The sequence below is a fragment of the Acetobacterium malicum subsp. dehalogenans DSM 11527 genome (genome assembly GCF_000472665.1).
Taxonomy (GTDB): domain Bacteria; phylum Bacillota; class Clostridia; order Eubacteriales; family Eubacteriaceae; genus Acetobacterium; species Acetobacterium malicum.
On sequence record NZ_AXAC01000036.1, the window covers coordinates 18,592 to 36,688 of the forward strand.

Sequence of the window (18,097 nt, forward strand, 5' to 3'; positions counted from 1 at the left end):
TTCTACTCCTTTAAATTACAGTAATATTATTCTCCTACCATGCTCAGTTGTACATTAGAATCACCTTTGGGTCTGTTTAATACTGGTTTGCACTCTGGTAACTCAATTCCCAATGCTTCTTTCAGTACTTCTTCAATGGTTGAAACATGAATGATGGTTAAGGCATTTCGTACTTCTTCAGGAATATCACTGACATCTTTTTCATTATCTTTTGGTAACAAAATTTTTGTGATGCCACTGCGTTGAGCAGCGATAACCTTTTCCTTAATACCACCAACTGGCAACACCTGACCGCTTAAGGTAATTTCTCCGGTCATGGAAAGTTTTGAATCCACTGGCTTACCCAGAATCAATGACGCAAGTGCAGTGGTTAGGGTAACCCCGGCAGATGGTCCATCTTTTGGTGTTGAACCAGATGGTACATGAATATGGGTATCATTTTTGAAATAATCAAAACCATTGGCCAAATCACCCAAACGGGACCGGATCAGGCTCATCGCGATGGTGGCACTTTCTTTCATGACATCACCCAGTTGACCGGTTAGGGTTAGCTTGCCACTTCCTGGCATCAAGCTTGCTTCGGTAAAGAGGATTTCTCCACCGACAGCGGTCCACGCCATTCCAGTTACAACACCAGGCTTGTTATTATCCCCGGCTTTTTCGTGCCGTCTGGTTTTGTTTCCCAATACCTCACTAATATTTTGAGTTGTGACAACAAATGGCAGGTCAACTTTTTTCGAGACAATTTTCTCTGAAACAACCCGGGCAATTTTTGCCAGTTGTTTGGTCAGGCCTCGAACACCAGCTTCAGCGGTGTAATTTTCAACGATCGCTTCAACAGCAGTTTCCTCAATCTGAAGCATGTCAGTGGTTAAACCATGATCTTTTAAAACACTTGGTAATAAGTGATCAATGGCAATCCGTTTCTTTTCACCATTGGTATAGCTTGACAGTTGAATAATTTCGGCCCGGTCTAACAATGGTGCAGGGATCGTGCTGAGGTCATTAGCTGTCGCAATAAAGAATACCTCAGATAAATCGTAGGGAATTTCCAGATAATGATCTGAGAAGGTACAGTTTTGCTCTGGATCTAAAACCTCCAGGAGCGCTGAACCGGGATCACCCTGGTGGGACATACCCATTTTGTCAATCTCATCCAGGATGAAAACTGGGTTTTTTGCTTCAGCGTTGGCAATTCCTTTAATGATTCGTCCTGGCATTGCACCCAGATATGTTTTACGATGTCCTCGAATTTCAGCTTCATCCCGAACCCCACCTAAGCTGGCTCGTACATATTTGCGATCTAAGGCTTCGGCAATACTCTTGCCCAAACTGGTTTTTCCGGTTCCCGGAGGTCCCACAAGCAGAAGGATTGAACCTTGTTTATCTTCTTTTAATTTCATCACGGCCAGATGCTCAATGATTCTTTTTTTCACATCGTCGATGCCAAAGTGGTGAGACTCCAGTACCTGTCTGGCGTGTTCAATATCGATTTCTTTTTTCTCGCTGGTCCATGGCAGTTCTAAAAGCAAGTCAAGATAATTCATGATAACATTGCTTTCGCCACCGTTCGGCGGTGAGTTTTCAAATTTGCGAACTTCTTTTAAAGCGATTTTTTTGATATCGGCAGGCATATCTGATTCCAGAACTTTTTTCCGGTAATCAGCTTCTTCTTCGAGTTCCTCGTCCAATTCACCTAGTTCAGCTTTAATGTTTTTCAATTGTTCCCGAAGCATGGCTTCACGATAGGTTTTATCCTTACGTTGGGAGTATTTTTTGCTGATTTCCAGTTGCAGGTGTACCGAGTCCTTTTCCCGAATGATATAATCGATAAAACTCAGGGTCCGTTCTTTCAGTGAATCAATCTCCAAAAGAACCTGTTTGCTTTTTAAGGGAATGCCCATCATTGGGATCGTGTAACCCATAATTTCTTCTAAAGAAGGTAACCCTTCGAGGATGCTGACAAAATACTCAGCCCCTTTGAAATTATGACTTAAATCTTTCATCAGACCTTTAATATATAAAATCATTTCCTGTTCTTCATCAGCGTTGATATCAAGGACATCTTCCTGAATGGTGTAAGAAGCAGTAATTTGTTTTTCTTCAAAGGTGAAATCCAGAACTTTAACACGATTGATGGTGGTAATATCAATAATAAACCCATTATCGGATTTTTGGATATTGTCAAATTTCATTAACACACCGATACGATAAAACGAATCAGCCGTCAATTGAACTAATCCTTTATAATCCTTTGTTGATAAACCAATTGCCAGGGTATTATTCTTGATGATCAATTCTTTGATATTGTTGCCAATATCTTCGTTCACAAAAATACGATTTGAAATCCCCGGATAAATCACAGTTTCTGTGATCGGGATTAATGGTGCGTTTTTGATTTCTAGTGTGCTCATTTTTCTTCCTCCTCATCCTCTAATGATTTATTTTGTTTATTAAAGGATTTTGTTTAGTAAGGTGATCAATTGATCCAGTTCTTCATCGGTAAGACTGTTTTTAATACGTTCAATAACTTGAATCTGGGTTCTTTCTTCGGATCTGGCAATTGATTTACCCTTTGGTGTAAGATAGATAAAATACACCCTGCCATCCTCTGGCGAACGTTCCCGATACACACAGCCCATGGAAATAAATTTACTAATCAATTCGGTAATCGTCGGTTTCGAATTTTGCGTTTCCTGAGCCAATTGGCTAAAGGTAACCCGATAATTCTTGTCGATGACTTTCAGATAATATTTCTGTTTTGAGGTAACATCTTCCGCCTGACACTGGCAGGTTTCATTTTCATGCAAGGCCGCATCCAGTTTCAGCAGTTTATGATAAGCCTCATATAATTCATTTTTTTTACATGTCATATTATCACCCAACTTTTTATTAGTTAGTGCTTACCTAACTACTTGTTATTAGTATAGCTCCATGTGCCATTATTGTCAATAAAAGGTTAGGCTTATTCGGAATCGTTAAGCTTTACTTAATTTTTCTACTTCATTCACTCTTGATAAATCGTCTTTAATCCGCTATTGAACAGAACTTATCGGACTATTATTAAAAAGATTCGTGTCTAATCCTTTATCACTCTACATATTGACAAAAATCACTTGAAAGGCTATGATTTTAGGATAATAAATTAATTTGGACCAAAAGGAGACTATTATGGAAAAAACACCTTTGGCTTCCGTGGCTGGTAAAACGATTTACACCGCGGATTTAGATGCCTTAATAAAACAATTACCCCAGGAACAGGCGAATCAGTTTACTTCAAAAGAAGGACGACGTCAATTACTGGAAGAACTCATTGCCCAGGAACTTTTTTATTTAGAAGGTAAAGAAGCAAAGGTCGATGAAAGCGAAGAGTTTCAAAAAATGCTCATTGATGCCGAAGAAAAACTTCTTAAAACCCATATGATTGCAAAATTCATGATGGACATCGCCGTGCCGGATGAAGAAGTTCAGAAATTCTATGATGAAAACCCTAATCAGTTCATTGCTCCAGACAGCATTCGTGCCAGCCATATTCTTTTACCCAACGAGGAACAAGCTGTAACCATTATTGACGAAATCAAAAACGGCAAATCCTTTGAAGCAGCGGCAAGAGAGTATTCCATTTGTCCTTCCAACGAAAAAGGTGGAGATTTGAGCTATTTTTCCAAAGGCCAGATGGTTCCCGAATTTGAAACGGCTGCCTTTGCACTGGAAATTGATGAAATGACTGAACTGCCTGTGCAAACCCAATTTGGTTTCCATATTATCAAGCTGACCGACCGCAAGATTGCTCAAACGATTCCCTTTGATGCCGTCAAGGAGAATGCCCGCAATTACTTACTGCGTGAAAAACAGAACAAAGCATTTATCGGCAAGGTCGAAGACCTCAAACAAAAATATCCAGTTAAAATGGAAACAAGTACCCTATAACAAAAAAGACCGAAGCAATTTCTATGCTTCGGTCTTTTTTGATACTCTGGCCGTTCCGTTTTTCTTTCTATTCTTCGTCCTGATTTTTACAACACCCTTTGCCAATAAATCGGTGACCGATGATGAACCCGGCAATCGTAAAGGCAATTGTGAGTGCAACTAAGGCGCAAGGGACAATTTTATCCTTGTGAGCCATTACGCAGCATTGGCTGTCTTCATTCTTATTACAACACATTTTATTTCCTCCAGTTTACTTTATTTTATAATCTGATTTGTACCCTTATTTTTACTTTTAAATCACGAGGTCTATCGTACACCTCGTCACAGCATTTTTAACAAAATTTGAGATTTCCGGTTTTTAAAAATCTGTTAAACCGCTGAAAAAATCCAGCCGGTACACTTTATCCGGCTGGATCCTTTTTAAACCGAGATATCCAACAACTGGCCAATATTGGGGTCCGGTGCGGGACCTGCTACAGCTGCTGCCGGCGATGCTGTTTCCACCATTGCCACCATATCCGCCATTTGCTCGGTCCCAGTCTCCATGGCCATCTTCATCACCGATATACTGGCCTGTTGAGCGACCTGCATTTGACTCATTCCCATCGAAAGTGCTGCAATATCCATGTTTATTCCACCTTTCTTGCGGGTGATCCATGTACTCTTTCATGAATCAACTCCATCAAATTTAATCTCTGCCGTTTATTAAGTGCAGAACATACCTATATTTGTTATCGTATTAATTTGTATTTACTTAAACATTATATCACAATTTCAGAAATAATCCTTTAATCATCGATTAATTGATAGGGAATCTACAGATTTTGATTATATAAGTATTTTTGCCAGGATAAAAATTGCGGCCATCGCTGTCGCCCCCATAATGAGGGTCAATAGGGTCTGCGTTTTATAGCCATCCTGGGCCTCCATGCCGCCAAAGTTTGTCACCACCCAAAAGTAACTGTCATTTGCATGGGATACAGTCATTCCCCCCGCACCAATAGCTAGTACAGTCAGAGTCGCTGCCATCGGGCTGGTCAAACCTAACGCTGACATCATCGAGGTGGGATCTGAGTAGATTCCCATAATTCCTGCTGTGGTTGTCATTGCGACGGTTGAAGATCCTTGCGCGGTTTTTAAGATGGCCGCAATTAAAAACGGAAAAAAGATCCCGGCCTGGGAAATGAAACGCGCATTTACTTCAATAAAGTCAACAAAGCCGGCGGCTACAATTACCTTACCTAAAACCCCGCCAGCAGCTGTGACAAAAAGGATCGGTCCCACTACCTTTAAGGTTTCATTAGTCAACTCATAAAAATCAGCCATCTTCTTTGTTGAAATTAACAGGCCCAAGGCACATAGCAAGCCAACCGTCAAGGCAATCATCGGCGTCCCTAAAAAAATCAAAAGCTGTCCCGGCATTCCGGCAATAGCAAGCAAACTGGTAAGTGACCCCAGCGCCATCAGCAAAATGGGTACTAGAATGGGAGAAAGCGAAGCTAAACCGCCAGGTATTTCACCATACTCGGCAACCAGTTCCGTAACACTCTTTTGATAATCCAAATCCCCCACTTCATCCCGCGAACGCACTTTTCTACCAATAAATTTGGCAAATATCAGAGCGGCAATCAAAGTTGGTACAGAAACCAGGGTGCCCACACCGATGACCAGTAGCAGATTATTACCAACACCCAGGGATCCTGCTGCAGCAATTGGTCCCGGTGTTGGTGGAATAAAAACATGGGCCGTATAAAGCCCTGCCGATAAGGCTACGGTCATGGCCACTGATGAGTTTCTGATTTTCGCGCACATTGCCTTGCGAATTGGATTCAAGATCACAAACCCGCTGTCACAGAAAACCGGTACTGCCACAATCCATCCCATTATCATTAAAGCCAGCTCCGGGTTTTTGGGGCCAATCACCTTTACTACCATGTCTGCCAGTTTAATCGCGGCTCCTGTTTTTTCCAGTATCAGCCCAATTAATGCACCTAGAATAATTACGATCCCGATGCTTGTGAAAATTCCTGCAAAACCGGACCCCAAAATTCCGGGAATCTCAGCAAGTGGCAACCCTACTATTAGTGCAAGCAACAATGAAACGCCCATAATCGCTAGAAAGGGATGTACTCCCCATCTGGAAATGGCCAAAATCATCAAACTTATTGCGATCACAAATGTAATCATCAAAGCTAAACCGGTCATAAAATTCCCCTTTATTGATTTTATCAGCAATTGAATTGATCTAAAAGATGGGCACTTCTTTTTCTCTTTTTAATTTATAATTCTGAGGAAGTTTACCTAAAATAACGGATCATTCATTTTAATCAGCATTTCTTTTGCCATCAAAATATGTTATGATTGAAAAATGCAATAAGTGTCAAAAATAGTTAAGGAGAATAACTTTGAAAAAGAAACTGTATTTAATAGGTGTTCTTATCCTCTGTATTGTAACGCTGTCCGGCTGTATCTCTTCAGCTGAAAAAAAATCTGATCAGCTGGGTCTGGAATCCAGCGACCGCTATGAACTCCTCATTGGACTGAATGATGTGGGTACTGGCAAACAGGTTATGGATACCCAGGAAGCCATTGAAATAATTAAAATGAAACTGTTAAGCCATGTCAGTGGTGTCACCATTACAGTATCAAATGGTTATTATTATGTTGGGGCTTTTATTGTCGATGAAACGACCTTAAACTGCGTGATTTATGGTGCCGATGACGAATCCATCGCCGCCTTAGTTGATGAAATCAACAGCGATATGAATGTCTCTGTGCTGGTATCAAAAACCCCCAGCCAATACCGTCTGATCACACCATAAAACACAGTGGCACGATTAAAATACCCTTATTTCTTCAGTCCTTCTGGTAGAAGTCTGATCTAATTGAGGGTTTATTTTTTGTTCTGACAATCTCAATAACGTCCCATATGTTGTCAATCATAAAAGTGGGCTTGCACTTTTCAAGTGCCGAGGGGGTATTATATCCCCAGTTCACCGCGACCACATCCACCCCAACCTTATGACAGGCTTCGATGTCACGAACCTCGTCCCCGACATAGAGCATCTCGCCTGGTCTAATGTCATGTTTTCGCAGAACTTTTTTGATTTTTTTTGACTTGGATAAGAGCGCCGAACACATAATAAATTCGATCTCATGACTGATATCATAGGTTGTCAGAAAATCAGAAACCGTTTTTTTTATATTTGAAGTGAGAATTCCAATATGGTTGGTTTCCTTTCTCAGCGCCGTAAAAAAATCGTGAATATCTGCTGCAAAAGCATGAATTTCGGTTGATTCCTTTCGCATCATCTTTTGTCCATCCCGAAGCGCTCGGGGAAATTGGTAAAAGGGAATGTCCACAATTTCTTTGATTTCTTTGACATGGAGATTCTTAATATGCTGTAATTCTTCCATGGTCACGGTGCTGTATTTATACTTTGTCGCCAGTTCATTGTATATATTAAAGGCTTTCTCTTCGGTATCCGCAAGGGTACCGTCAAAATCGAAAACCACACATTTATAGGTCATAGATGACTCCTCTAATTTAGTTGTTGTTTAGTTCATATCCATTCACTTTACTTTTTAACTTTTTTCCTAAAGATTCGTGATAGAAATAATAATCCAAATCCAATCGTTGAGCTTCATGCATGGCCGCACTGCCAAAACGGATCAGATCCTCTTTGGTGTTGGCATGGTCCGGGTATTTGGAAATCCCGATATGGTTTCTCAGAGTAATTGATCTCTCCTCAATGATAAAGGGGCTTTCCAGCAATTTGGCCACTAACTGACAAATTTCCATTATTATTTTTATGCTGGCATCACAAGGATAAAACAAAACAAACTGATCCGTATAACGACGGACAAAGAGCCCATATTTTCCAATGGCACCATACAACCGCTCACTTAAAGACCGCATCAGCTGATCTTCAATATCCTGACCGAAAGCATCCCCGACTGCATGAATCCCCTCAACATGTATAAAAATCAAAGCCAGATACCTTTCGGAATTGATCCCACTTTTGTTAAAATAGTTGTCCAAAACCTGTTCCAATTTATAACGATTGGGCAGTTTGGTCACTGGATCCTGAACAAAAGCAGCTTCAAGTGCTTTTCGTTTTTCAATGGTTTCACTGACGTCAATCCCAAGCAATATATTCGTACTTTCCCCGTCTCTTCTGGAAAAAGTCGCATGATCCCACTGGATATAATGGATGTTTCCTTTGTAATCCTTGAATGGCAATGGTCTTTTGAAGTTTAAATTTTCATTGACAAATTTTCGATGCGCCCGATTGAGATTTCCGAAAATATCCCGCAAGTTTTTATTCTCAACATCGTCATAGGCAATCCCACTTAGTTGCTGTACTACATGGTTAATGCTTCTGACTTCAAAACTACTGTTGAATTCAATAAACAAGAGCCTGCTGTTATTAAGCACCTTATCAGTAAAAACAACTTGGGCATTCAGTTCTTCGCGCAAATCAACCTGTTTGGTGACATCCTGAAGAATCCCGATGGTTCGCAGATGCTCGTTATCTTTCGTAAAATAATGTCGGATTCGCAAATAAATATCCCTGATTTCGCCCCGGTTATTTTTAATCCGGTAATGGGTATCAACCTTTTCCTGTGCTTGAAATGCCCGCAAAAAAGCTTTCCACACCCGGTTCTGATCGTCCTCGTAGGCCATCCAGTAGATAATATCAAGGTTCGGTTCTACTTCCCCTTCTTCATAGCCCAGTATACTATAAAGTTCCCTCGACCAGTATATTTTTTTTGTTAAATAATTCATTTCCCAGTAGCCCAAATGGGCAAGATGTTGGATTTCCAGAAGCTCTTCTTTCTGCTGACTGATATACTCATCCTTCTCATAGGTTTTTTTCAAATCCGTACCGGTTACGACCATATAGGTCTTTTCTTGTCCCTTTTTTTTGCTTATTTTCAACGGTTTGAATACCAGATGAATTGGGATTATCTCGCCGCTTTTATGAAAAAATTTGATATCTCTTTCATAAACACCCTTTTCGGCAATTCCTTTTTTCAGTTCATCCAGTTCGTCTTCAAAAATGTAGTCCATGGGAATACGCTGGATACTTTTGCCAATAATTTTATCTGCCGGCTTTCCCTGGTATTTCAAAAACGTTTCGTTTGCCTTATATATAATTCCTTCTTTATCAACCACGACGATGCTGTCCGTTACCTGGTTGAACACACCCTGAAACATTCTTTCAGCCTGTTCCCATTCTTCCCGCCTTCTTCTAAATTTTACGAGATGATATGCTATTGCTCCAGCCATACTAAAAAAAACAATGGCTCCAAAAATTACCATCGTTATTATTTTCTCTCCTGAAAAAATATTTATTTCATTCAGCATAGCGAACACCTTACTTTCTGATGTCTCATGTTATCGGCATTTCCTGCCCGATCATATCTATAGAAAGATGATCATCAGGATATTTGCCTTCAATTCACAGATATATTATAATACATACTGTCAACAAAATCCATTGCTGAACATTATTATTTTCGAAATTGTAAAACCTGTTTAAAAACAAACAATAAATTAAACGGTTGATACTTAAGTGATCATTTTTGACTTATGGAGCGATCTAGATTCAGGTCAAAATGAATTCGATATTTTTACAAATCCTCAGAAGAAAATAAAATAAAATATCTTAAAAGCTTTGACAAACTGAAAAATAATGTTACAATAGATTCATCACTTCACTAGACTACAGTAATAAAGTATATGTTTGAACAAGGAGGTTCACATGCTTTTCAATTATACCATCGACGGATTCGAAAACATTCAACATCAGGATTATTTTGCTTTGCAGCAAATTAACCATAAGCTCATGTCGCTTTACCGGTCCTTTGGCTATCATCAAATTTCCACCCCCACCTTTGAAACCTACGATCTATACGTAAATGAAGATTCCATACCGAGTGACGATCTCTTCAAGCTGGTGAATCATCAAGGTAAGGTCCTTGTGCTGAAACCGGATGCCACGTTGCCAGTCACCCGAATGGCCGCCATGAACCATCCCAATTCTCAGGATGTCATCAAATTTTCTTATGAGACCAACATCTATCGGAATTTTTCATCACCGGAGATTATTAAGAAAGAAATCACCCAAATTGGGATCGAATATTTTGGCAACAACAGCCCCGAATGCGACGGCGAAGTGATTGCCTTGGCCATCCGTTCCTTATTGGAAAACGGCATTAATGATGTGCATATTGATCTGGGCCATGTCGGATTCATCAATTTTCTTTTTGATGACCTGGCCTTTTCTGATAAAGAAAAAGCAACCCTGTTCAAATACATCGAAAACAAGAACATTGGCGATATCGCTGACTATCTGGAAAAGCTGGCCTTGCCGGATGATAAAAAAGCCATCATTCTTAAACTTCCACTGCTCTATGGCGAGCCTAAAACCGTTTTAAAACAGATGGAAGCCCTGTGTATCAATGATAAAATGCATCAGGTCGTCGAAAAAATCTCTGAAATCTACGCCCATCTGGAAATCATTGGCCTGGCCGACTATGTGAGTTTCGATCTTGGTTTTACCAATCAGATGAACTATTACAGTGATATCAACTTTAAAGGCTATATCAACAGCTGTGGCGAACCGGTGATCAGCGGCGGACGTTACAACCATTTATCAGAAAAATTCGGCATTCCCCGCCCTGCCTGTGGTTTTGCCATTGATCTGCTCAAAGTGATTGATTACATGGAGCAACACCAGCTGCTGCCCCGGGATGACCAGAGGATCCATGTGATTTTTTATGAAAAGCCACAAAAAACGGATGCCTACAAAATAGCGGAGCAATTGCGATCTAGAGGATCCATTGCCGAAGTTTTCCTGCTAAATGAGACGAAAGAATCACAGGTGTCGTCTTTCCAGGCAAATGCTCTTTATAAAAATGCCGCGTTGTACTTCCTGGCCGGTGGCAAACTCTTATCTGAACATAATGGAAAATTCTCGGAAATCAAAGCAATCGATGCAGAATGCGAGGTGGCGTAAATGGTAATCCGATTCGCCCTGGCCAAGGGCCGTGTCGCCAAAAAAGCGATTGAACTGTTAATCGATCTGGGTTATATTTTTGAAGACTACTCGGAAAAAAGTCGCAAACTGATTTTTACCGACACCACCGGTACAATTGAGTTTTTTCTGGTAAAATCACCGGATGTTCCCACCTATGTGGAGAAAGGCGCCGCCGATATTGGGATTGTCGGTAAAGATGTGCTACTGGAACACCCAGCCCAGGTTTATGAGATGCTCAACCTGAATATCGGCAAATGCAAAATGTGTGTGGCTGGCTTTGAAAACCACCCCATCCCCTATGGCAAAAAAATGGTGGTCGGCACCAAATATCCGGTCATTGCCAAAGACTATTTCCACACCAAGAACCAACTGGTGGACATCATTAAAATTAACGGCTCGGTGGAGCTGGCCCCGCTGATTGGTCTGGCTGATTGCATCGTCGATATCGTCGAAAGCGGCAGCACCTTGAAAGAGAACGGGCTATCGGTCCTGGCTGAGATCTGCGAGATCAGCTCCCGACTGATCGTCAATCAAGTCAGCCTGAAAACTAAAAGGGAAATGATCGACCCCATTATCAAGGCATTTGAAAACCAGTTGTAGTTATTCGTGACGATCGACGAGAGCTGGTTATTTAATAAAATCGAGAGGAATAAAATGAAAACTATCATCTATAAACTAGGCATGGATCTTGATACCATATTGAAGCGCAACGAAGATGAGCGGGAGGATATTCGCAACGCCGTTCTGGAAATTATCAAGGGGGTAAAAAAAGAAGGCAATGCCGCCCTTTTGTATTATACTCAGGCCCTTGATCACTGTGTCCTCACCCACTTGCAGGTGACTGAAGCAGAAATTGATGAAGCTTTTTCCGCGGTGCCCGCTGAACTTCTGGATATCATCCGGGAAGCGGCCCAGAACATTCGTGATTTTCACGAAAAACAGTTGGAAACAACCTGGACCTACACGCCCAAACCCGGGGTCATCCTGGGTCAACACATCACCCCGATTGAACGGGTAGGACTCTACGTCCCTGGCGGTAAGGCCACCTACCCCTCAACCGTGCTGATGGATGCCATACCGGCGCTAGTGGCCGGGGTAAAGTCCCTGGTGATGGTAACTCCGCCGGGACGGGATGGAAAAATCAACCCCACGATCCTGGCTGCCGCAAAAATCGCCGGCGTCCACGAAATTTATAAAATCGGCGGTGCGCAAGCGGTTGCTGCCCTGGCCTATGGCACGGAAACCATTAAACCGGTCAATAAAATTGTCGGTCCTGGTAATATTTATGTGGCCACCGCTAAAAAAGAAGTTTTTGGCAAGGTTGATATCGATATGATTGCCGGTCCCAGCGAGGTGCTGATCATTGCCGATGAAAATGCCAACCCGGTTTATGCTGCTGCCGACCTACTATCGCAGGCCGAACACGACGAACTGGCGATGCCGATTCTGGTAACGACCTCCGAAGCGCTAGGGACGCAAGTCATTGAAGAAGTCTACCGGCAGATCAGTGAAGACCTTAACCGCAAAGAGATCGCCAAAAAATCAGTGGATGAATATGGGTTTGTCTTTATTGTCAAGGATCTCGACGAAGCCTTTGAGCTGTCCAATCAGATTGCTCCCGAACATCTGGAACTCTTGATCGAACACCCCATGGATTCGCTGGAAAAAGTAAAAAATGCCGGTGCCATCTTTATGGGTGCCTACACCCCAGAACCCCTGGGCGATTATTTTGCCGGACCCAACCACACCCTGCCGACCTCCGGCACGGCCAAATTCTCCTCACCTCTGGGAGTCTATGACTATCTGAAAAAATCCAGCATTCTTTCCTATGATCAGGCCGCATTGCAATCAGTCTATCCAAAGATTGCCGCCTTTGCCCGTTCCGAAGGATTGGACGCCCATGCCAAAGCAGTTGAAAGGCGGTTTGAAGACTAATGGAATCACTGATAAGAAAAAATATCCAGCAATTAATTGCCTACAAGGTGGACGCCCCGCAGTTTGAGATCATCGTCAATGCCAATGAAAGTCCTTATGACTTTCCCATGCAGCTCAAACGAAAGTTTTGCGTCGACATCTGTAACACCGATTTAAACCGCTATCCAGAGGCCTGTTTCCCGGAACTGATTGAAGCCATTACCGACTACACCGGTGTCCCGGGCGAAGGCATTATCTGCGGTTCCGGCTCTGATGAGCTGATTGCGATGATCAACCAGGCCTTTGTGGATCCCGGCGATGTGGTGGTCTCCCACTCGCCCTCCTTTTCAATGTACGACATTTGGGCCACCATTGCCAACGCCCGGCATATGATGGTACCGGACCTACCAGGTCACCTTCCCGATGTGGAGGGCATGATTGCGGCTGCCTGCCAGAATCAGGCGAAACTGCTTTATATCTGTAATCCTAACAACCCCACTGGCTATATTTTTAGTCGAACAGATATTATCAAAATTTTGGATTCGGTCCCTTCGCTGGTGATCCTGGACGAAGCCTATATCGAGTTCTTTGGCGAATCTGGTGTTGATCTGCTGGATAAGTATCCCCGCTTGCTGGTGCTGCGAACCTTGTCCAAAGCCTTCGGTCTGGCTGGCATCCGCTGTGGCTATGCTCTGGGCAACAAAGAGATTATCGATATTCTTTACAAGGTTAAAGGGCCCTACAACCTCAATGTTCTGACCCAAAAATTAGCCGTCATCGCCTTGAAAAACCGGGATGCAATCCTGCGAAATCTGGAAATTTTAAGGGCAGAGCGCCAAAAAGCCATGCGTGTGCTGGAAACCATGCCTGGCCTGACCCTTTTTCCTTCCGGTGCCAATTTTATTTATTTTGAAACCGACCGGGCTGAAGCCATCTATCAAGCGCTCCTGAAACGAAATATCCTGATCAAACGCTTTATTGAAACAGATGCAACTCCCGGCAGTATTCGTTTTTCAATGGGTAAACCCCAGGAAAACCAAAAGATTCTGGATATTATCAAGGAGGTCGTGTACAATGAAGCGTAAAAGCACATTAAGCCGGTCCACCACCGAAACCGAAATTTCGCTTTCACTCAATATTGATGGGTCTGGAATAGCCAAGATCAACACCGGCGTTGGTTTTTTTGATCACATGCTGACACTCTTCACCAAGCATGGTAAATTTGATCTGACCATCGACGCCCATGGGGACGAGGCTGACAACCACCATGCCATTGAAGACATTGGCATTCTACTGGGAAAAGCCTTTTATGATGCGTTGGGGGACAAGGCTGGCATTAATCGCTATGCTTTCCAGTTCACCCCGATGGATGAGGCCCTGTGCCGCACCTGTGTGGACATCAGCGGCCGCAGTTACCTTGTTTTCGATGTCCCCCTGAACCGGGAATTCATTGGTGACTTTGAAACTGAAATGCTGGAAGAGTTCTTTAGCGCTTTCACCAGCAACAGCAAAATGACCCTCCATGTGGCTTCCCTCTACGGCAAGAACAACCACCATATTGTGGAAGGAATTTTCAAATCGCTGGGCCGAACACTAAAAGACGCCTGCACGATCGAAGCTGGCAACACCGAAATTCCATCCACTAAAGGAATAATAGAATAACAGGAGGACAACCATTGATCGCAATTGTCGACTATGATGTCGGAAATTTAAAAAATGTCTATACGGCCCTGGGTGATGTCGGTCTTTCCGGCACCATCACCCGGGATAAAAAGGTCCTGGATGCGGCTGACGCCATCATTCTACCAGGAGTTGGAGCTTTCTCCGACGCCATGGACAACCTCAGAAAATTTGATCTTATTGACACCCTTAATGATAATGTAAAAAAAGGCAAGATCCTGATGGGCATCTGCCTCGGTATGCAACTGCTTTTTGATAAAAGCTATGAGGACGGTGAATTTTCCGGACTCTCCTATATCCCTGGAGAAATTGTCAAATTCAACGCCCCCGGGATAAAAATCCCCCATATGGGCTGGAACAATCTGGTGATCAACCGGGACAGCCCATTGGTCAAGAACATCGGCACAGAAGACTATGTCTACTTTGTCCATTCCTACTATGCCAAACCAGACAGCTTTGATGATGTGGTGGCTTATGCGGAATACAGTGTCAAGGTACCCGCGATTGTTCAAAAGGACAACGTCATTGGGATGCAGTTTCATCCGGAAAAAAGCTCCAATGTGGGCTTCCAACTACTAACGAACTTTAAGGAGATGATATCATGATTGTGTTTCCGGCCATCGATTTAAAAAACGGCAAATGTGTCCGCCTGATGCAAGGGCAGAAGGATGCCGAAACCATTTATTTTGACAACCCGGTGGATGTCGCCCTGAAGTGGCAGTCCAAAGGTGCCCAGTATCTGCATCTGGTCGATCTGGATGGGGCCTTTGACGGTCAACCGAAAAATCTGGAACTGGTTAAAGATATTGTCACCGCTCTGGATATCCCAGTAGAATTGGGCGGTGGCATAAGAACCCTGGAAATCGCCAAAGACTATATCGACAGTGGCGTGGCCCGGATCATCATTGGTACCCAGGCCGTCAAAGATTTTGAATTTATCGTCAAACTCCTGGATCTCTATGATGAAAAGGTCTGCGTCTCCATTGACGCCAAAAATGGTTTAGTTTGTACCGAAGGCTGGGTCGAAAGCAGTAACATTGAAGCCCTGGAACTGGCCAGCAACCTGGAAAAACTGGGTCTATCCACACTGGTTTATACCGACATATCAAAAGACGGCATGATGACTGGTCCTAATTTTGAGATGCTCAAGGTGCTCAATGACAACCTGAAAATCGATATCATCGCTTCGGGCGGTATCTCAAAATCGGCCGACCTGATCCGTCTTCAGGAAATGGGACTTTACGGTGCCATTACCGGAAAAGCCCTATATGAAGGAGCCATCGATCTGGAAAAACTGTTGCAAGAGGAGCTGAAATCATGCTGACCAAACGGATCATCCCCTGTCTGGACGTGGATCACGGCCGGGTGGTGAAAGGTAAAAAATTTCAGGATATTCAGGATGTCGCTGATCCGGTCGAACTGGGCCGGTACTACTCTGACCAGGGCGCCGATGAGCTGGTTTTCTACGATATCACCGCCAGTTATGAAGATCGGGACATATTTATTCATATTGTAGAAAAAGTAGCTGAAGCAATTCGTATTCCTTTTACCATTGGAGGCGGTATCAGCAAGGTCGAAGATTTCCGAAAAGTGTTGATGGCCGGCGCTGATAAAGTCTCCGTTAATTCATCAGCCGTTAAAAACCCCCAGTTGATCCGCGAAGCGGCCCTTCGTTTTGGAGCCCAATGTGTGGTTTTATCCATCGATGCCAAACGCAATAATAAGGGTTCCTGGGATGTCTATGTTAAAGGCGGCCGAGAAAACACCGGCATTGATGCCATTGAATGGGCAAAACAGGGTCAGGACCTGGGAGCCGGAGAAATTTGTATCAACTCCATCGATACCGATGGGGTTAAAAAAGGCTATGATCTGGAGCTCAACCAAAAACTCTCCAGTCTTCTGACCATTCCGATTATTGCCTCCGGCGGGGCCGGAAAAATGGAAGACTTTGCCGAAGTCTTAAAAGTGGGCGCCGATGCGGCACTGGCGGCATCCGTTTTTCACTATAAAGAAATTCCCATTGTTGATTTAAAGAATTATTTGCACAATCAGCAAATACCTGTCAGACGGGTATAGAAAGGTAACACATGGATTTAGAAAACATAAAATACAATGAAGCGGGATTAGTTCCTGCCATCGTTCAGGATTATGAAACCCGTCAGGTGCTGATGATGGCCTGGATGAACGAAGAAGCTTTAAAATTGACCCTCGATACTAAAAAAGCCACCTTTTACAGTCGCAGCCGCCAGGCCTTGTGGGTAAAGGGCGAAACCTCTGGTAATACTCAGGCAGTGGTTAAAATCAACTACGATTGCGACGGTGATACGCTCCTGCTCCAGGTAAATCCAAACGGACCAGCCTGTCATACCGGAAATACTTCCTGTTTCTACCGCAGTTTAGCCATTGATCAAGATGCCAACCTGGGTAATATGGAAATCTTAACAATGCTTTATGACCTCATTGCCGACCGTAAAACAAACCCTCTTGCCGGTTCTTATACCAACTACCTGTTTGAAAAAGGCGTAGATAAAATCTGTAAAAAAATTGGCGAAGAAGCGGCTGAAACAATTATTGCCGCTAAAAACAATGATCCTGCAGAGCTTATTTATGAAGCTTCGGATCTGATCTACCACTTGCTGGTATTGCTCAATAACCAGAATATCGATTTGGAATCGTTATTCCATGAACTGACTAAACGACATAAATAAGTCTTCCTAAAGCCGATTAAATAAACTTTAATCGGCTTTTTCAGAAAATTTTATCCAAACAAAAAAGGGGCGCTTGTCACACCCCCTACTACTCCAATTAACAACAATCACCGCCGCAAAAACTACGATTGGTCATTTTGGCTTTCATCAGCATCACAACCAGTTCGTCCTGGGTCATCCCTGACCAGGTCGCTAATTCAAGATTTGATGGATAGGAGCCTTTTCGTTTGATTTCACCATCCACCACCGTAATCGGCAACTCACTGGTCCCGTTTTTTGAAACAACCTCACTGACTTCTTTATTCCTGGCGAATACATCCGGGTTTTCAATCAAACCATATCGCAGCACATTTTTACCTTCGCTTGTTAACGCCCGAAGCATCGTTTTAATCCTTAACGCTTCGCGATCTGCTCCTGAACCACAACCATTGCCAGTGTTGCATATTTCCGGATCGTATATCTCAATTGTTTTCATTTTCTCCACTTCAGTTCATTTTTATTTCGACTAAAATTAATCAGCACTCACATGAACTACCTTTCATATTAGTATAGGTCTAAAGTAATCCAATTATTCGATTCTGTCAAGTTATATTGTGAATCGCTTAAGATGTTTTACAGCTAGTTTAACAAAACCTTCTTTTATCAAATATGTTAATTCTAACCGATATTTTTATTGCATTCAAACTATTAATCATGTATAATATAGATACTCCGAAGTTTAAGATTTCTAAGGCGTCTGCTATGAACTTAAACCCGTAGGGTATGACCGGAAACGGTTATGTCTCCCATTGTGGAAAAGGGGCTTGACAGAATAATTTT

The 18,097-nt window shown here is 42.8% G+C and carries 19 protein-coding genes and 1 riboswitch; of the genes, 11 read left to right on the forward strand and 8 right to left on the reverse strand.

The window, feature by feature from the left end:
- Positions 1-26 precede the first annotated feature (26 nt).
- Together lon and A3KS_RS0114070 are read right to left on the reverse strand one after the other, a co-directional pair.
- A complete protein-coding gene (gene lon / locus A3KS_RS0114065; protein WP_026395443.1) occupies positions 27-2,414 on the reverse strand; it encodes an endopeptidase La in 2,388 nt (795 codons plus the stop codon).
- Between the two features lie 39 nt (positions 2,415-2,453).
- Entirely contained in the window at positions 2,454-2,873 is a 420-nt protein-coding gene (locus A3KS_RS0114070; RefSeq protein ID WP_026395444.1) for a MarR family winged helix-turn-helix transcriptional regulator, read from the reverse strand.
- Positions 2,874-3,171: 298 nt separating this feature from the next.
- Here A3KS_RS0114070 and A3KS_RS0114075 point away from each other — a divergent pair, with 298 nt between their 5' ends.
- Positions 3,172-3,930, forward strand: a complete 759-nt coding sequence (locus tag A3KS_RS0114075) for a peptidylprolyl isomerase (protein WP_026395445.1) — start codon at positions 3,172-3,174, stop codon at positions 3,928-3,930.
- Between the two features lie 67 nt (positions 3,931-3,997).
- Here the strand turns inward: A3KS_RS0114075 and A3KS_RS23570 are convergent, their stop codons facing one another.
- The 3 genes from A3KS_RS23570 to A3KS_RS0114090 form a co-directional block, all read right to left on the reverse strand.
- On the reverse strand, positions 3,998-4,165 hold the full coding sequence (locus A3KS_RS23570; RefSeq protein WP_156913297.1) for a hypothetical protein: 168 nt from the start codon (positions 4,163-4,165) through the stop codon (positions 3,998-4,000).
- Between the two features lie 185 nt (positions 4,166-4,350).
- On the reverse strand, positions 4,351-4,557 hold the full coding sequence (locus A3KS_RS0114085) for a YjfB family protein (RefSeq protein WP_026395446.1): 207 nt from the start codon (positions 4,555-4,557) through the stop codon (positions 4,351-4,353).
- 201 nt (positions 4,558-4,758) lie between these two features.
- Complete coding sequence (locus A3KS_RS0114090; protein ID WP_026395447.1) at positions 4,759-6,135, reverse strand: GntP family permease; 1,377 nt, start codon at positions 6,133-6,135, stop codon at positions 4,759-4,761.
- 200 nt (positions 6,136-6,335) lie between these two features.
- On the opposite strand from A3KS_RS0114090, the gene A3KS_RS0114095 reads away from it, so the two are divergent.
- Entirely contained in the window at positions 6,336-6,752 is a 417-nt protein-coding gene (locus A3KS_RS0114095; RefSeq protein WP_026395448.1) for a hypothetical protein, read from the forward strand.
- 34 nt (positions 6,753-6,786) lie between these two features.
- Here A3KS_RS0114095 and A3KS_RS0114100 read toward each other — a convergent pair whose 3' ends face one another.
- Both A3KS_RS0114100 and A3KS_RS0114105 read right to left on the reverse strand, forming a co-directional pair.
- Entirely contained in the window at positions 6,787-7,461 is a 675-nt protein-coding gene (locus A3KS_RS0114100) for an HAD hydrolase-like protein (protein WP_035356374.1), read from the reverse strand.
- Between the two features lie 16 nt (positions 7,462-7,477).
- Positions 7,478-9,256, reverse strand: a complete 1,779-nt coding sequence (locus A3KS_RS0114105) for a sensor domain-containing diguanylate cyclase (RefSeq protein ID WP_169727707.1) — start codon at positions 9,254-9,256, stop codon at positions 7,478-7,480.
- Between the two features lie 442 nt (positions 9,257-9,698).
- Here A3KS_RS0114105 and A3KS_RS0114110 point away from each other — a divergent pair, with 442 nt between their 5' ends.
- From A3KS_RS0114110 to hisIE, 9 genes are read left to right on the forward strand one after another with little or no spacing between them, the layout of a single operon-like run.
- Positions 9,699-10,955, forward strand: coding sequence for an ATP phosphoribosyltransferase regulatory subunit (locus tag A3KS_RS0114110; protein ID WP_026395451.1), 1,257 nt, complete (start codon positions 9,699-9,701; stop codon positions 10,953-10,955).
- A complete protein-coding gene (gene hisG / locus A3KS_RS0114115; protein WP_026395452.1) occupies positions 10,956-11,576 on the forward strand; it encodes an ATP phosphoribosyltransferase in 621 nt (206 codons plus the stop codon). It begins immediately after the preceding gene.
- Positions 11,577-11,630: 54 nt separating this feature from the next.
- The gene (gene hisD / locus A3KS_RS0114120; RefSeq protein WP_026395453.1) at positions 11,631-12,911 is read left to right on the forward strand and encodes a histidinol dehydrogenase; all 1,281 of its coding nucleotides are present in this window, start codon (positions 11,631-11,633) and stop codon (positions 12,909-12,911) included.
- Entirely contained in the window at positions 12,911-13,975 is a 1,065-nt protein-coding gene (gene hisC / locus A3KS_RS0114125) for a histidinol-phosphate transaminase (protein WP_026395454.1), read from the forward strand. The genes hisD and hisC overlap by 1 nt, the downstream gene beginning before the upstream one ends.
- Positions 13,965-14,552, forward strand: a complete 588-nt coding sequence (hisB, locus tag A3KS_RS0114130; RefSeq protein WP_026395455.1) for an imidazoleglycerol-phosphate dehydratase HisB — start codon at positions 13,965-13,967, stop codon at positions 14,550-14,552. Before hisC ends, hisB begins: the two co-directional genes overlap by 11 nt.
- A 14-nt stretch (positions 14,553-14,566) precedes the next feature.
- Entirely contained in the window at positions 14,567-15,175 is a 609-nt protein-coding gene (gene hisH / locus A3KS_RS0114135; protein ID WP_026395456.1) for an imidazole glycerol phosphate synthase subunit HisH, read from the forward strand.
- The gene (hisA, locus tag A3KS_RS0114140; RefSeq protein WP_026395457.1) at positions 15,172-15,894 is read left to right on the forward strand and encodes a 1-(5-phosphoribosyl)-5-[(5-phosphoribosylamino)methylideneamino]imidazole-4-carboxamide isomerase; all 723 of its coding nucleotides are present in this window, start codon (positions 15,172-15,174) and stop codon (positions 15,892-15,894) included. Before hisH ends, hisA begins: the two co-directional genes overlap by 4 nt.
- Positions 15,888-16,646 (forward strand): imidazole glycerol phosphate synthase subunit HisF, encoded by a 759-nt coding sequence (hisF, locus tag A3KS_RS0114145; RefSeq protein WP_026395458.1) that lies wholly within the window; start codon positions 15,888-15,890, stop codon positions 16,644-16,646. Before hisA ends, hisF begins: the two co-directional genes overlap by 7 nt.
- An 11-nt stretch (positions 16,647-16,657) precedes the next feature.
- Positions 16,658-17,278 carry a bifunctional phosphoribosyl-AMP cyclohydrolase/phosphoribosyl-ATP diphosphatase HisIE gene (gene hisIE / locus A3KS_RS0114150; protein WP_026395459.1) on the forward strand — a complete coding sequence of 207 codons (621 nt, stop codon included), beginning with the start codon at positions 16,658-16,660 and terminating at the stop codon, positions 17,276-17,278.
- Positions 17,279-17,375: 97 nt separating this feature from the next.
- Here the strand turns inward: hisIE and A3KS_RS21395 are convergent, their stop codons facing one another.
- Complete coding sequence (locus A3KS_RS21395; RefSeq protein WP_051355900.1) at positions 17,376-17,753, reverse strand: arsenic metallochaperone ArsD family protein; 378 nt, start codon at positions 17,751-17,753, stop codon at positions 17,376-17,378.
- Positions 17,754-17,976: 223 nt separating this feature from the next.
- Positions 17,977-18,094, forward strand: a riboswitch (molybdenum cofactor riboswitch).
- The last annotated feature ends 3 nt before the right edge of the window (positions 18,095-18,097 follow it).